15 protein-coding genes and 3 tRNA genes are annotated in these 12,469 nt (G+C 67.7%); 11 read left to right on the top strand and 7 right to left on the bottom strand.

Annotated elements, in window-relative coordinates:
• The first annotated feature begins 98 nt into the window (after positions 1 to 98).
• The gene (locus RPIT_RS15250) at positions 99 to 536 is read left to right on the top strand and encodes a hypothetical protein (protein ID WP_162274553.1); all 438 of its coding nucleotides are present in this window, start codon (positions 99 to 101) and stop codon (positions 534 to 536) included.
• A 9-nt stretch (positions 537 to 545) separates the two neighbouring features.
• Here the strand turns inward: RPIT_RS15250 and RPIT_RS12205 are convergent, their stop codons facing one another.
• Complete coding sequence (locus RPIT_RS12205; RefSeq protein ID WP_077343689.1) at positions 546 to 2,420, bottom strand: LCP family protein; 1,875 nt, start codon at positions 2,418 to 2,420, stop codon at positions 546 to 548.
• A gap of 74 nt (positions 2,421 to 2,494) precedes the next feature.
• Between RPIT_RS12205 and RPIT_RS12200 the strand changes: the two genes are divergently transcribed.
• Positions 2,495 to 2,588: transfer RNA gene (locus RPIT_RS12200), tRNA-Ser, on the top strand.
• A 46-nt stretch (positions 2,589 to 2,634) separates the two neighbouring features.
• Here RPIT_RS12200 and RPIT_RS12195 read toward each other — a convergent pair.
• On the bottom strand, positions 2,635 to 3,123 hold the full coding sequence (locus RPIT_RS12195; RefSeq protein ID WP_077343687.1) for a methylated-DNA--[protein]-cysteine S-methyltransferase: 489 nt from the start codon (positions 3,121 to 3,123) through the stop codon (positions 2,635 to 2,637).
• Positions 3,124 to 3,227: 104 nt separating this feature from the next.
• Between RPIT_RS12195 and RPIT_RS12190 the strand changes: the two genes are divergently transcribed.
• From RPIT_RS12190 to RPIT_RS12175, 4 genes are all read left to right on the top strand, one after another.
• Positions 3,228 to 3,300 (top strand) — tRNA-Arg (locus tag RPIT_RS12190).
• Positions 3,301 to 3,832: 532 nt separating this feature from the next.
• The gene (locus RPIT_RS12185) at positions 3,833 to 4,108 is read left to right on the top strand and encodes a hypothetical protein (RefSeq protein ID WP_143028248.1); all 276 of its coding nucleotides are present in this window, start codon (positions 3,833 to 3,835) and stop codon (positions 4,106 to 4,108) included.
• A gap of 213 nt (positions 4,109 to 4,321) precedes the next feature.
• The gene (locus RPIT_RS12180; protein WP_162274552.1) at positions 4,322 to 5,050 is read left to right on the top strand and encodes a glycerophosphodiester phosphodiesterase; all 729 of its coding nucleotides are present in this window, start codon (positions 4,322 to 4,324) and stop codon (positions 5,048 to 5,050) included.
• Positions 5,051 to 5,074: 24 nt separating this feature from the next.
• Positions 5,075 to 5,971 carry a 1,4-dihydroxy-2-naphthoyl-CoA synthase gene (locus RPIT_RS12175; RefSeq protein WP_077343681.1) on the top strand — a complete coding sequence of 299 codons (897 nt, stop codon included), beginning with the start codon at positions 5,075 to 5,077 and terminating at the stop codon, positions 5,969 to 5,971.
• Between the two features lie 81 nt (positions 5,972 to 6,052).
• Here the strand turns inward: RPIT_RS12175 and RPIT_RS12170 are convergent, their stop codons facing one another.
• Together RPIT_RS12170 and upp are read right to left on the bottom strand one after the other, a co-directional pair.
• Positions 6,053 to 6,817 (bottom strand): YwiC-like family protein, encoded by a 765-nt coding sequence (locus RPIT_RS12170; RefSeq protein WP_077343679.1) that lies wholly within the window; start codon positions 6,815 to 6,817, stop codon positions 6,053 to 6,055.
• Positions 6,818 to 6,870: 53 nt separating this feature from the next.
• A complete protein-coding gene (upp, locus tag RPIT_RS12165) occupies positions 6,871 to 7,530 on the bottom strand; it encodes a uracil phosphoribosyltransferase (protein WP_176789325.1) in 660 nt (219 codons plus the stop codon).
• Positions 7,531 to 7,575: 45 nt separating this feature from the next.
• Between upp and RPIT_RS12160 the strand changes: the two genes are divergently transcribed.
• The 3 genes from RPIT_RS12160 to RPIT_RS12150 all read left to right on the top strand — a co-directional run bounded on the left by RPIT_RS12160 (position 7,576) and on the right by RPIT_RS12150 (position 9,283).
• Entirely contained in the window at positions 7,576 to 8,199 is a 624-nt protein-coding gene (locus RPIT_RS12160) for a tRNA adenosine deaminase-associated protein (protein WP_418361360.1), read from the top strand.
• Between the two features lie 23 nt (positions 8,200 to 8,222).
• Positions 8,223 to 8,672 carry a tRNA adenosine(34) deaminase TadA gene (tadA, locus tag RPIT_RS12155; protein ID WP_077344324.1) on the top strand — a complete coding sequence of 150 codons (450 nt, stop codon included), beginning with the start codon at positions 8,223 to 8,225 and terminating at the stop codon, positions 8,670 to 8,672.
• 206 nt (positions 8,673 to 8,878) lie between these two features.
• Complete coding sequence (locus tag RPIT_RS12150) at positions 8,879 to 9,283, top strand: hypothetical protein (RefSeq protein ID WP_077343673.1); 405 nt, start codon at positions 8,879 to 8,881, stop codon at positions 9,281 to 9,283.
• Here RPIT_RS12150 and RPIT_RS12145 read toward each other — a convergent pair.
• Positions 9,280 to 10,452 carry an MFS transporter gene (locus RPIT_RS12145; protein ID WP_077343671.1) on the bottom strand — a complete coding sequence of 391 codons (1,173 nt, stop codon included), beginning with the start codon at positions 10,450 to 10,452 and terminating at the stop codon, positions 9,280 to 9,282. The genes RPIT_RS12150 and RPIT_RS12145 overlap by 4 nt on opposite strands.
• Before the next feature lie 86 nt (positions 10,453 to 10,538).
• Between RPIT_RS12145 and RPIT_RS12140 the strand changes: the two genes are divergently transcribed.
• Positions 10,539 to 11,366: an ERCC4 domain-containing protein gene (locus RPIT_RS12140; RefSeq protein WP_077343669.1), complete on the top strand. Its 828-nt coding sequence runs from the start codon at positions 10,539 to 10,541 to the stop codon at positions 11,364 to 11,366.
• Positions 11,367 to 11,410: 44 nt separating this feature from the next.
• A tRNA-Ser gene (locus RPIT_RS12135) sits at positions 11,411 to 11,495 on the top strand.
• A gap of 65 nt (positions 11,496 to 11,560) precedes the next feature.
• On the opposite strand, the gene RPIT_RS12130 is transcribed toward RPIT_RS12135, so the two are convergent.
• On the bottom strand, positions 11,561 to 12,130 hold the full coding sequence (locus tag RPIT_RS12130) for a LytR C-terminal domain-containing protein (RefSeq protein WP_077343667.1): 570 nt from the start codon (positions 12,128 to 12,130) through the stop codon (positions 11,561 to 11,563).
• A gap of 39 nt (positions 12,131 to 12,169) precedes the next feature.
• A complete protein-coding gene (locus RPIT_RS12125; RefSeq protein WP_077343665.1) occupies positions 12,170 to 12,463 on the bottom strand; it encodes a type II toxin-antitoxin system VapB family antitoxin in 294 nt (97 codons plus the stop codon).
• Between the last annotated feature and the right edge of the window lie 6 nt (positions 12,464 to 12,469).

The following is a 12,469-nucleotide window of genomic DNA, read 5'->3' as shown; positions in this document are numbered from 1 at the left end:
ACGTTCTTTCAGGATGAATCGGTTGGCGACTGCTACTCAGGCGGGGAATCGGAAGGGAAGACCGGGCACTCCGAGGCCCCCGTCGGTAGTGTTGGGCCATGAGCAAGACCGTGCACGTCATCACACCCCGGCCGCCGGTGCGGGCCCTGGTCATCGCCGCCGTCGCGAGCCTCGTCGGCGCGGTCCTGCTCGTCCTGGCGCTGGGCAACGACTGGCACCCGGTCGCTGTGATTCTCAGCGCACTGCTGCTCGCGGCCGGCTTGCTCCTCGCCGTCGCGGCGTTCATTGCTCCCAGCCGGCAGGCGGTGACCCTCACGATCGACGACGAGGGGTACCGGGTGAACGGTGGCGGTAAGGAGTCATCGGGTCAGTGGGCCGACGTCAGCCGCCTCACCCAGTCCGAGGATGGGAGCCGCCTGACCATCCACCACGGGCCTGAGCGACGCAACCACCTGGTGTTCCAGGGTTCGGATCCCTCGCAGATCCGCCGCGTCGCCACCGACATCCGCCGGCAACTGCAGCGCTTCTCGGCCTGACGGGGATCGTCAGTCGCCGCGGTAGGCGCAGGCGTCGGTGACGTCCTGGCTGCCCTCCGTGACGAAGGGGGTCTCGCTCGGCGACGGGCTGGCGCTGGGCGAACCCGGGTCGGTCGCCGTCGGCGACACCGACGTCGACGGCGAGGGCGACACCGACGGCGTCGGCGTGGCGGAGGGACCCTCGATCGCCTCCTCGACGGCCTGGCGCATGGCCTCGAAGTCCGGGTCGTTGTACTCGTAGCCGTTCTTGCCGTCGACGAAGACGAGGCGGTTGACGTCACCGTCCTTGACCCGGAAGGCGAGCTCGACCATCTCCGGGAAGTCGCGCTGAGGGATGTCGGTGACGATCATGTCCGATGATGCGGCGGCGACGGCCTCGAAGCGCTGCAGCAGGTTGGTCGGGTTGGCCTGGTCGATCACGGCACCGATGAGGCACGACTGGCGGGCCATCCGGTCGTAGTCGTCGTGGCGGGATCGGCTGCGCGCGAACCACATCGCCTCGAAACCGTCGAGGCGCTGGTCGGGCCCCTTCTCGAGCCACCCCATCGACGGCTCACTCCACGGAGGGTTGCGGTCCACGCCCATGGGGTAGCGGTCGTTGACGTTCAGCGTCACCCCGCCCATGGCGTCGATCAGCTCCTGCAGGCCGTCGATGTTGAGCATCGCGAAGTAGTCGATCTTGAGACCGGTGATGCCCTGGATGCCTTCCTTGAGCGCCTCAGCGCCCCGGTACGTGCTGCCGGAGAAGAGCTCCTCGTGGTAGAGCTCGACCGTGCCCCAGATGCCGTTGACCATCCATGCGCCGCGATCCCCTTCGCCGGGGTAGCTGAAGCCGTCGGGGAACGCCTCGTCCATCTCGCTCCCCTCGGGGAAGGGGGTGTATTGGACGTTGCGTGGCACCTGGACGAGCGTGGTGTCGCCCGTGTGGGTGTCGATGGACGCCACCATGATGGTGTCCGTGCGCACCGAGTCGGTCGCGACGACGTCGGCCCTGGCCTCGCTACCGTCGGCCCCGAGCAGGAGGATGTTGAGGCGCGGGATCTTCGCCCACGGGTCGTGATCCTCGAGCGTGGGGCGGGAGGTGGACACGACCTCCTTTTCGCCCGTCGGGGCAACCTTCTCGATGGCCAGCGTCGTGTCCCGCGAGTAGCGCGCCGCGAGGGCCGACGGGGCCGTGACACCGAAGGCGAGGGCGGTGACCAGCGCCGCGCTCAGCGCGCGCTTGCCGACGCTCAGGCCGGCCGGCCGGGTGACGATGTTGGTCGCCGCGATCAGCATGGCCCAGACGAGGCCGATGACGATCATCGTCAGCATGGTGGTCTGAAGCACCGACGGATCGGTGAACCGGGCGATGAAGCGACCGGGGTTGGCGCTGTAGCGCGAGTAGAGGACGGCCGCGGCAATGATGGCCGTCAGCGACGACAGGGCACCGACGGCCTTGTGAGCAAGACGGGGAGCGCCGAGAAGACCCGATCCGGGGAGGATCGTCGAGGCGGCCGTGAGCAGAAATGCCGTGCGCAGCTTGCGTCCGCTGGGCCCTGAGCTTGTCGAAGGGTTGCCGGTGGTCCCTGAGCTTGTCGAAGGGTTGCCGGTGGTCCCTGAGCTTGTCGAAGGGTTACTCCCGATGCGTCCACCGATGTGGGGATCATCGCCGCTGGGCAAGTCGGCAACCCAGGGCTCTTCAGGCGAGACAGAAGCGGTGGCTCGCTGGTCCCCGGACCGGTACCAGTCCGCGTTGAACGCGGGGCGCCGGACCGTGTCCGCCATGTCGTCGGGGAGGCCGTCGTCGGCGGGAGGCTCCGGTTCGAAGGCGCGCGACGGCGTGGCCCCGAAGACCGCTTCCTCGCCGTCTGCGTTGCGGCGCGGCGTACCTTCGTTCGACATGAAACCTCCAAAGCCAGTGTAACCCCGCGCTGTTTGCCGCCCACCATGCTGCTCGGCTACCCTTGCAGGGCACTGGAGGTGTCGCCTAGTCCGGTCTATGGCGCCCGCCTGCTAAGCGGGTTTGGGGCTTCAACCCCATCGCGGGTTCAAATCCCGCCACCTCCGCCAGTGTGGACCCCCGCCTTGTCGGGGGTCCTTGTGCTTCCGCGGGTTGTCACGCTCGACGCGAAAGAGCTTGCCCGCGTTCGTGAGCCAGGAGAAACTCCTTGCGCGCCATCCCGCCGGCGTAACCGGTGAGCTTCCCGTTGGTGCCGACCACCCGGTGGCAGGGCACGACGATGCTGATGGGATTGCGACCGACGGCCATCCCCACGGCCCGCGCGGACGAGGGACGGCCAAGTCCGGCGGCGAGCTGGCCGTAGGTGCGGGTTTCGCCGTAGGGGATTTCAGTGAGTGCGGCCCACACCTGTCGCTGGAACTCGGTGCCCGCCGGGTTGAGGGGGATGTCGAACTCGCTCCGCTCTCCGGCGAAGTACTGCCTGAGCTGCTGTGTGGCCTCCGGGAGGGCGTCGTCCACGCGCTCGCCGCGAGCAGCGGTGCCCGGCGCGTGCGCGTGCTCGGCCATGTAGAGCGCAGCAAGCCCCCCGTCGCGCTCGATGAGAGTGAGGGGTCCGATGGGGCTGTCCAGAATGCTGTGGCGCATGGGTCCAGTCTGGCTCACGATGTCGGCGGGGCCTAGGACATCGCTGATCAGGGCTGCGTTTTGGCGAATCAGCGGGAGCCCACGTATAGTCTCTTCTTGCCCAAGCGCTCGTGGCTCAATGGATAGAGCAGCTGACTACGGATCAGCAGGTTGGGGGTTCGAGTCCCTCCGAGCGCGCAACACGTCAGGCCCCGTCTCCGACGGGGCCTGACCCGTCTCCAGCCACACCAGCGGAACGCCAGTGACCATGGCCACCGCCATGAGGGAGCGGCGATCCGGTATGCCGCGAGCGCTCAGCCAGCACCGACGCGGGCGCATCGCTCCTCGATGGGCGCAGAGTCGACGCCCTCAGCGTTGGAGTCGAGGCGACCCAGCATGACGATCTCGATCACGTCCGCTACGTTGTGCTGGCTCAGCAGTCCAGTTCATCACGATGCCTCACCGTGGTCACCGGTGACACCTGCCTGGTTTTCCCTCCGTGCGCGTGGCCAGTGATCCTGTTCGGATCTGTGACCCCCCCGGAATGTGACCCGGGCCCGCGGCTCAAGCTGGCGCTCGATGGCCAAACCCCGACTGGGTCACGCGGTCCGCATGACGGAGACGGCGTGCCCGGAGCAACCCCTCCATCGGGGGTGCGGCTGCCCCTAGACGCGAGAAACACGATGCGTCACTGGATCGGCTCGTTTTCCAGAATGCGTGACTTTCGTGAGTGAGACTTGAGACAAAGCGCGAGCTGTGGGCAGGAAACCCATTGGGCAATGCCGGTCAGTGGACCGCTTCGGACGGACGGAAGTGGCGAACCGAGTGCGACACGCCCCAAACCGGCCGCGGCGCTTGCCGCTCGTGGGCAGGGGTCGACTTCATCAAGTCCACGCAGACCTCCAGCGGCACCACCTACGCGTGGGACGCAGACTGGGTCTTCAACAACATCGTCTACTTCGACAGCTACAACCCGTACCCGGCTTGGCCAGCACCCAGCCCCTAACAAGCCGGCGATAACATGACGACGGTCTGGGTCCTCCCATGGTGGAGGGCCCAGACCGTCTGTGAAGTTGCACCAGGCTGCGGGACAAGCGGGTCATGAGACGGTCACCGACGCGACTTCCCGTGACTCGATCCTAATCCGTCTCTTGCGCAGCGCTTCCTGTTCGGCGTCGGAAAGGTGCGATGCCCAGCCCGAAGGTGGGAAGATTGCCGGGTGACTGCAATTTGGGGCCATCGTGGGGCGTCCGCCTACGCGCCAGAGAACACGCTCGCGTCCTTCCAGCAGGCGATCCAGCTGGGGGTTGACGGCGTCGAGCTGGATGTCCAGCGCACGGCCGACGGACACATCGTCGCGATCCACGATGAGTCGGTGAACCGTACCTCCAATGGCTTCGGTCGCGTCGTTGACATGACCCTCGACGAGCTGCGCCACCTTGACTTCGCGCACGGCTTCGCGGGACGCCGCAATGTGAAGATCCCAACTTTGCAGGAAGTTCTCGAACTCTTCCGCGAGACCACGCTGACCGTGAACATCGAGCTGAAGAACACCATCGTCCTTTACCCGGGGATGGAGGACGACGTGGTGCGGATCGTGAACGAGTTCGGGATGTTGGATCGCGTCATCATCTCGTCGTTCAACCACTACTCGCTGGCCAACCTCCGCGGGAAGATCCCCCCGCAGCACGTAGGAGCGCTGACCTCCGACGGCCTCTTCGAACCGTGGCGCTACGTCTCGTGGTTGGGCGCGGGCGCCATCCATCCCCACTTCGCCGCGCTGCAGCAGCCGGACTACGTGTGGCTCTGCCACGAAGCCGGCATCAAGGTCCACACCTGGACGGTGAACAAGGACGAGGACGCCATCGCGCTCGCAGCCAAGGGCGTGGACGCCATCATCACCAACCTCCCGGACCGCGTCGCGCGCGCCGTCCACGGACCACGGTGAGGGCGTTTCGCTAGGCTCAGGTCCATGACGAACCCGTTCCGCGCGGAACTCTGGGAGCCCGTGGCGGGCTTCGAGTTCACCGACATCACCTACCATCGCGCCAAGCACGTGCCAGCCGTGCGGATCGCCTTCGACCGGCCCGAGGTGCGCAACGCCTTCCGGCCTCACACCGTCGACGAGCTGTACCAGGCGCTGGAGCACGCGCGCACCTCGTCCGACATCGGATGCGTGCTGCTCACCGGCAACGGCCCGTCGGAGAAGGACGGCGGGTGGGCGTTCTGTTCGGGCGGGGACCAGCGGATCCGCGGTCGTGCCGGCTACCAGTACGCCGAGGGCGAGACGTCCGAATCCGTCGACGCGGCGAAGCTCGGCCGCCTCCACATCCTCGAGGTGCAGCGGCTCATCCGGTTCATGCCGAAGGTGGTCATCGCGCTGGTCAACGGCTGGGCCGCGGGTGGGGGGCACTCGCTGCACGTGGTCGCCGACCTCACGCTCGCGTCGCGCGAGCATGCGAAGTTCAAGCAGACCGACGCCGACGTCGGCTCGTTCGACGCCGGCTACGGCTCGGCGTACCTGGCGCGCCAGGTGGGCCAGAAGTTCGCGCGGGAGATCTTCTTCCTGGGCGATGTGCACGACGCCGAGGACGCGCACCGCATGGGCATGGTCAACCGGGTCATCCCGCACGCCGAACTGGAGGACGTCGGCCTGGAGTGGGCCGCCAAGATTTGCGGCAAGTCCCCGACGGCGCAGCGGATGCTGAAGTACGCGTTCAACGCCATCGACGACGGGCTGGTAGGCCAGCAGGTGTTCGCCGGCGAGACCACGCGGTTGGCCTACATGACCGACGAGGCGGTCGAGGGCCGCGATGCCTTCCTCGAGAAGCGCGACCCCGACTGGAGCCGCTTCCCCTACTACTACTGAGGCCTTCACGTCTCCCGAGTAGGGAGCGAGGAACGGCCGCTACTCAGCTCAGGAGACGTGAAGCAGCGTCGCCTGACAAGCTCAGGCGAAGAGCACGAGGAGCAGCGCCCACGTCGACAGCGCGATCTCCACGAGCCCGATCTGCAGCGGGCGACGGGGAGCGCGGGGCATTCGGAAGGAACGCCCGACGAGCGCAACTCCCCAGAGGCTCCAGGGCCAGGTGAGCCAGCCGAGCCCAATGCCGGCGACGAGCGCGGCTAGCACTGCCGTGTGGTAGATACCTGAGCGGCGGGCCGAGTGCGGGTCGTTCCGCTCCCGGATGAGCGCCTTGACGTGGAAGACGGTGCCGACGAAGTAGAGGGTAACCGCAGCCATGACCGCTAGGTCGGGCAGCCGGGCGGGGTCGTCGGCCGGCCATGGTCGCAGCACTGCCATCAGGCCGCAGGAGGCCACCACGGTCAGGACCCCCGAGAGCAGCGACCGCTCGCGCTTCGAGGCCGCGAGCCAGAGCGAGATGCCGAGAACGACGGCATAGGGGGGCACCCAGATGAGGATCGGCCATCCCTTCTGGATGAGCGTCGCCACACCGAAGACGGCGGAGATACCGAGGTAGGTGATCAGGGGCGTCTGGAAGGAGGCGCGCCGCCTGGCCGGTGCCTTGAGCCACAGCGTCGCCGCGTTGAAAGCGAAGTAGCCGACCAGCCACGTCAGCCCCAGCGTCGCGTCGCTCCACTCGAGTGGCCGCAGCCGTGCGGCGAGGAGCAGCCCCGTGACGTACGGGACGATGATCATCGCCCAGGCGCCGTGCTGCTTCGGTACCCAGCCCGCAGGGATCTTCCTAGCCATTCAGTCAATCTATCGGGGCTGGCTGGCCGCCTCTCTCCGGGGATCGGCGAGTGCTATTGGGCCAGTCCGTAGAGCCGGTCGCCAGCGTCGCCGAGGCCGGGGACGATGTAGCCCACCTCGTTCAGCCGCTCGTCGACCGCCGCCACGACGAGGTTGCAGGGCACGTGAAGGCCGGCCAGCAGGTCGCGCAGTTTCTCGATCCCCTCGGGGGCGGCGAGGAGGCAGATGGCCGTGATGTCGTCGGCGCCCCGGTCGACGAGGAACTGGACGGCGCCCCCGAGCGATCCGCCGGTCGCCAGCATCGGGTCGAGCACGTAGCATTGCCGTCCCGACAGGTCGTGGGGCAGCCGCTCGGCGTAAGTCATGGGCTGCAGCGTCTCCTCGTCGCGGATCATGCCGAGGAAGCCGACCTCCGCCGTCGGGACCAGCCGGAGCATGCCGTCGAGCATCCCGAGACCTGCACGGAGGATGGGCACGACCAGCGGCGCGGGCTGTGAGAGCTTCACCCCGGTGGTGCTGGTGACGGGGGTCTCGATGTCGACCGACCCGACGCGGACGCCACGCGTCGCCTCGTAGGCCAGCAGGGTGACGAGCTCCTCGACGAGGCGCCGGAACACGGGCTGCTCCGTGTCCTTCTTACGCAGCAGCGTCAGCTTGTGATCGACCAGGGGATGGCTTACGACGGTAACTTCCACGCCCCAACTTTCCCACATCCGGGCACCCACGCGTAGCGGATCGTCGGCCGGTGGTGTGTCGCGGTGGATTGCGTGCGAAGATGGGTGCCCGAGCCGAGGAAGGGAGATGTCGTGGACGTGTTTGACGAGGACGCTGAGCCGTTCGACCTCAATGATGAGGGTGACGACGTCGACGACGAGGACCTCGACTTCGACGATCTTGAGGACGCTACCGAGGACGACGTGGATCTGGTCGTCGCGCTCTACCGCGAGGACGGCAAGGCCGTGGCCGTGCCGCTCGATTACGACCTTGCCAACGACCTGGATGAGCTCGTCAGCCAGCTAAGCCGGCTCCCGGGCGACTCCGGAGCCGACGGCTGGGTGTCGGTCGCCGGCGAGTTCTTCGTCATCTGCCGGGTCCGGGGCCGCACTGTCGAGGTGCTGCTGAGTGACATCACGGCGGCCCAGGACTGGCCCATCGCGCGCGACGTCGTCGACTATCTGGGCGAGGAGATGCCCGACGAGGACGACGATTCCGTTCCGCTTGGAGACCTGGAGATGTACGCCGCGTCCGGCCTGAGGGCGTTCGAGCTTGAGGCGATCGCGACGGACTACGACGAGGATTCCGACGTGCTTCTGGGGCGCATCGCGAAGAAGCTCAAGGTCGCCGACGTGTTCGAGCGGGCGGCCGAGGCCTTCGACGAGTAGTGGGCACTCGCTGGCACGCCGCGATGGGCGAGGCTCTGGCGGAGGCCGTGGCTGCTGAGGCCCACGGTGACGTGCCCATTGGTGCCGTAATTCTCGACGCCGAGGGGCGCGTCATCGCGCGGGGCGGCAACGAGCGGGAGCTGACCGGCGACCCGACCTCCCACGCGGAGATTGTGGCCATCCGCCGCGCTGCCGAGGCGCTGGGGGAGTGGCGGCTGACCGGCTGCACCATTGTCGTGACCCTGGAACCCTGCACGATGTGCGCGGGCGCGATCGTCGCCGCGCGCCTCGACCGGCTTGTGTTCGGCGCTTTCGACGAGAAGGCCGGCGCCGTCTCGTCGCTCTGGGACGTGGTCCGCGACCCTCGCCTCAACCATCGACCCTTGGTGACGTCGGGCGTCATGGCGTCCGAGTGCGCGAACGTCCTCGGGGGCTTCTTCGCGGAACGCCGGTCTTCCTCCTCGTCTCCCTAGCAGCGGCCGTGAGGTACGAGCTTTCGATACGGGGGTTCGTTCCTCACCCCCTACTTAGGGAGACGCTTTGCTTTCACGGGGTACAGGCCCGCTCGGCGCGGGGTCTCAGCGTGGTCGCCCGCCCAGAGGTGGCGCCGAGCAGTCTTTCTCACGGTTGGGCCGCCGATCAATCGTCCTTGATCGATGAACAGGGCTAGCCTGCGGTCATGAGTACCACCCCCGAGCGGCCGGCAGACCGGCCGGCGCGTGTCCGCAGCACCATCATCGTCTTGTCGGTCGGCATGGGGCTGCTGCTGCTCTTCGCCTACGCCGCCGAGACCCTCTTCGACCGGGCGCCGGGGGGCGCGTTCTTCTTCGTGGTGCCGGTGATCGGATTCCTCATCCCCATGTTGCTGTCTGCACTGTCGGTGCCCCGCGAGAGGCGCGGCCTCGTCGTCGGCCTGGCGTTGGCCTCCGCGGCCGTCGCCGCGGCGACCTTGGTGGTCTCGGCGATCTTTGAGTGGACGCACTGGCTCCCATGGATCGCGGGCACGGTCGCCAGCGTCGCCCTGGGTCTGGGGGCCGCACTCGGCGCCGGTGATGCGGTGCCGCGTACCGAAGTCGCCGACTAGTCGATGACCGGCGCGCTGGGGTCTGGCTGCGCCGTGCGGAACACCAGCGCGGTGACGAACGCAAGCACCGCGATCCCCGCGGCGACGTAGATGCCGCCGGTCCCGCCGGCGGCGTCGATCGCAATGCCCGCCGTCGCGCTTCCGATCGAGGCGCCCAGAAGCTGCCCGGTGCCGATCCATCCGTAGGCTTCGGCCGTCTCGGCGAAGGAGACGCTGCCGGCGATGATGTTGGAGACCGCCGCCAGCGCCGGCGCGATCCCGAGCCCCGCCACGAACAGCGCAACCGCGAGCCCCCAGAAGCCGGAGGACACGGCGGCGATGCCGAACCCGCCGACGATGATGACCAGCCTCAGCGCCAGCGACCAGCGTCCGATCGGACGGTTCCCGGCCGCGAGACCGCCGAGGAGGGAGCCGACGGCGGAGATCGCCAGCACGATGCCGGCGTTGATGCTTCCTTCGCCGAACGACGCGACGACGGCCGCCTCGACCGCAGCGAACGACCCGATCATCAGCAGCGAGACCACCACCATGAGCACCACCGACGGGCTGCTCAGCACGCGGCCGAACTTTCGGGTGGCGGCGGGGATGCGGAGTTGACGCACCAACGGATCCAGCGCGAACACCAAGCCACCTGCCACCTGGATGGCGACGACGACCAGCAGCGCCGTCGTCGACCCGAAGACCGCCACGAGCACCGTGATGAGCACCGGGCCGATCACCCAGATGATCTCCTGCAGAGCGGCGTCGAGGCTGAACAGCGCCGTCAGGAGGTTGCGTGGCGACAGCCGCGGGTACAGCGTGCGAACTGTCGGAATGACCGGGGGCATGGCCGCGCCCCCGACGGCCGCCATGGCCATGACGGCGGGGAGCGGGAGGCCCGGGAACAGGGCGACCCCGACGAACGCAGCGCACGAGAGCGCGAGCGTGAGGAGGAGAACGAAGGTGGTGCCGAACCGGCTCAGCTGACGCGAGACGATCGGTCCGGCGACGGCCATCCCGACGGAGAAGGCGGCCAGCACCATGCCGGCGGCGGTGTAGTTGCCCTTGGCGTGCTCGACGTGGATGAGGAGGCCGAGGGAGTACATCCCGGCAGGGAAGCGGGCGGCGAGCTGCGTCCCGAGGACCCGGGCCAGTCCTGGTTGGCGCACCAGCTCCGCAAAATGTCGCACCGGCCAACTCTAGGGCTCAAGTGTCACCCGGACCAAAGGGGCTGCCCGATCGTGCCCGCGGGGCCGGGAGACAGCAGAATGGAGGGATGTTGACGCTGCAGATTGCCCGCAACCCCGAGGAGTCCTCCCTGCCCTTCCTGGTGAGGATTCCGATCGGAGACGGGATTGTGCTGCGGGTGAAGGACACGTGGCCGAGGACGTCGAAGATCTACTGCCATCCGCACGGGCTGCCCTGGCCCGAGGAGCCCGAGATCGTCGAGGAATTGTCTCTTCGGTCCTGCGTGAAGCGCGGCGCGGCGATCGACATCGAGGTGGATCGGACGCGCGAGAGCCGCTCGCAGTTCGTCTTCGCGCGCGCTCGTGGGCGGGAAGTGATCTTCTGGCAGAGCCGACGCACGTCGAAGACTGCGCGCCCCGACGTCAAGCTGCCGACCGCCCGAGCCTCGGGCCTCGCGGAGCTGGAGATCCTCGTCGACACCCGGGAGCGGTACGCCTGGAAGTTCGCTGCGGAGCAGGCCACCACCGTCAAGCGCGCCCTGCCCGTCGGTGATTACGGGGTAGAGGTCGACGGCGAACTCGTCGCGGCCGTTGAACGGAAGTCGCTGGAGGACCTGGTCGGCAGCCTGCTTCAGGGCAAACTCTTCGAGCAGCAGGCTGCTCTCGCGGAGCTTCCGCACGCCGTGGTCCTCGTGGAGGACCGGTACTCGTCGGTATTCAAGCTGACGCACGTGCGGCCGTCGGTGGTCGCCGACATGCTCGGGGAGGCGCAGGTCCGGCACCCGACGGTGCCCGTGATCTTCGCCGAAACCCGCCCGCTCGCCGAGCAGTGGGCATTCCGTTTCTTCGGCGCCGTTCTGCGGGAACGAGCGATGAGCGAGGAGCTCGATCGCAGGATCGGGGCCGGGGAGCTGTAGGCCACGATTGGCGAAGGGTCCCAGGCTTCGTTAAACTGATCGGCGGTGATGTGTCTGAGCGGCCGAAAGAGCTCGCCTCGAAAGCGAGAGTAGGGAAACCTACCGGGGGTTCAAATCCCTCCATCACCGCCGCAGGCCCCCGGGAAACCGGGGGCCTTCTCACGTGTAGTGGGTTTGCGCGGGACCGTAGCTCGTCAGGGGGTCTCGGCTGCCGTCGGGCTCGGCGACCCGGAAAGTGACGGCGACGGAGACGGGCTGGGCTCGGGGACGACGCAGATCTGGCCGTCGGGGGCGGAGACCTGGAACAGCGGGGGGTTGGCCGGGTCGGAGCCGTCGTTGGCGCCCAGGAAGTCGGTGCCGAGGTAGATGTCGACGGTGCCGTCGATGCGGTCGTCGTACTCGACGGTCGGCTCGAGGAAGTAGGACTTCACCAGCCGGATCTGGCCGGTCTGGTTCTCGTTGGCCCGGATGACCGTCCCACGGATGCGCTCGTCGGTGTTGTCCACTCGGATGACCTTGAACCCCACTTCGGTGAGCCGACGGGCCTCACGGTTCGCGAGTCCGCTCGTGAATCCACCGTTGAAGATGCGCACGGAGACATGCGTCACGTTGAGCAGCTCGGCTTCTTCCACCACGCACGGGGTCGGCGAGGGCGACGGCAGGGGCTCGGTCAGCGCCTTCCACCCCCAGGAGGCTCCCCAGATCAGCAGAGCAAGCAGCCCCAGCAGGATGACTGGGGTGGCGATGAGCCTGAAGATACGCACGGTGGGGAAGTCTACTTTCTAGGGTTCTGCGAAGGTAACCTACTTCAACTCCAGCACCCGCGCGTGCATTGTCTGCCTTTGCTGAAGCGCGGCGCGCAGGGCGCGGTGGAGGCCGTCCTCGAGGTAGAGCTCCCCACGGTAGGCGACGACGTGGGCGAACAGGTCGCCATAGAACGTCGAATCCTCCTCGAGGAGGGCTTCGAGGTCGAGGGTTCGTTTGGTGGTGACGAGCTCGTCCAACCGCACCTGGTGGGGCGCGATGGCGATCCACTGTTTATGGGTGTACCCGTGGTCCGGGTAGGGGCGGGTGTCACCGACTCTCTTGAAGATCACCGCACC

The organism is Tessaracoccus flavus (assembly GCF_001997295.1).
Lineage (GTDB): Bacteria > Actinomycetota > Actinomycetes > Propionibacteriales > Propionibacteriaceae > Arachnia > Arachnia flava.
This window is presented reverse-complemented; position numbering and strand designations above follow the sequence as displayed.

Coding starts and splice junctions, on each gene's coding strand:
- RPIT_RS12195 (WP_077343687.1), bottom strand. CDS start 3,123: ATGCGCCACAGCATTCTGGACAGCCCCATCGGACCCCTCACTCTCATC.
- RPIT_RS12175 (WP_077343681.1), top strand. CDS start 5,075: ATGACGAACCCGTTCCGCGCGGAACTCTGGGAGCCCGTGGCGGGCTTC.
- upp (WP_176789325.1), bottom strand. CDS start 7,530: ATGTGGGAAAGTTGGGGCGTGGAAGTTACCGTCGTAAGCCATCCCCTG.
- RPIT_RS12170 (WP_077343679.1), bottom strand. CDS start 6,817: ATGGCTAGGAAGATCCCTGCGGGCTGGGTACCGAAGCAGCACGGCGCC.
- RPIT_RS12150 (WP_077343673.1), top strand. CDS start 8,879: ATGAGTACCACCCCCGAGCGGCCGGCAGACCGGCCGGCGCGTGTCCGC.
- RPIT_RS12140 (WP_077343669.1), top strand. CDS start 10,539: ATGTTGACGCTGCAGATTGCCCGCAACCCCGAGGAGTCCTCCCTGCCC.
- tadA (WP_077344324.1), top strand. CDS start 8,223: ATGGGCGAGGCTCTGGCGGAGGCCGTGGCTGCTGAGGCCCACGGTGAC.
- RPIT_RS15250 (WP_162274553.1), top strand. CDS start 99: ATGAGCAAGACCGTGCACGTCATCACACCCCGGCCGCCGGTGCGGGCC.
- RPIT_RS12205 (WP_077343689.1), bottom strand. CDS start 2,420: ATGTCGAACGAAGGTACGCCGCGCCGCAACGCAGACGGCGAGGAAGCG.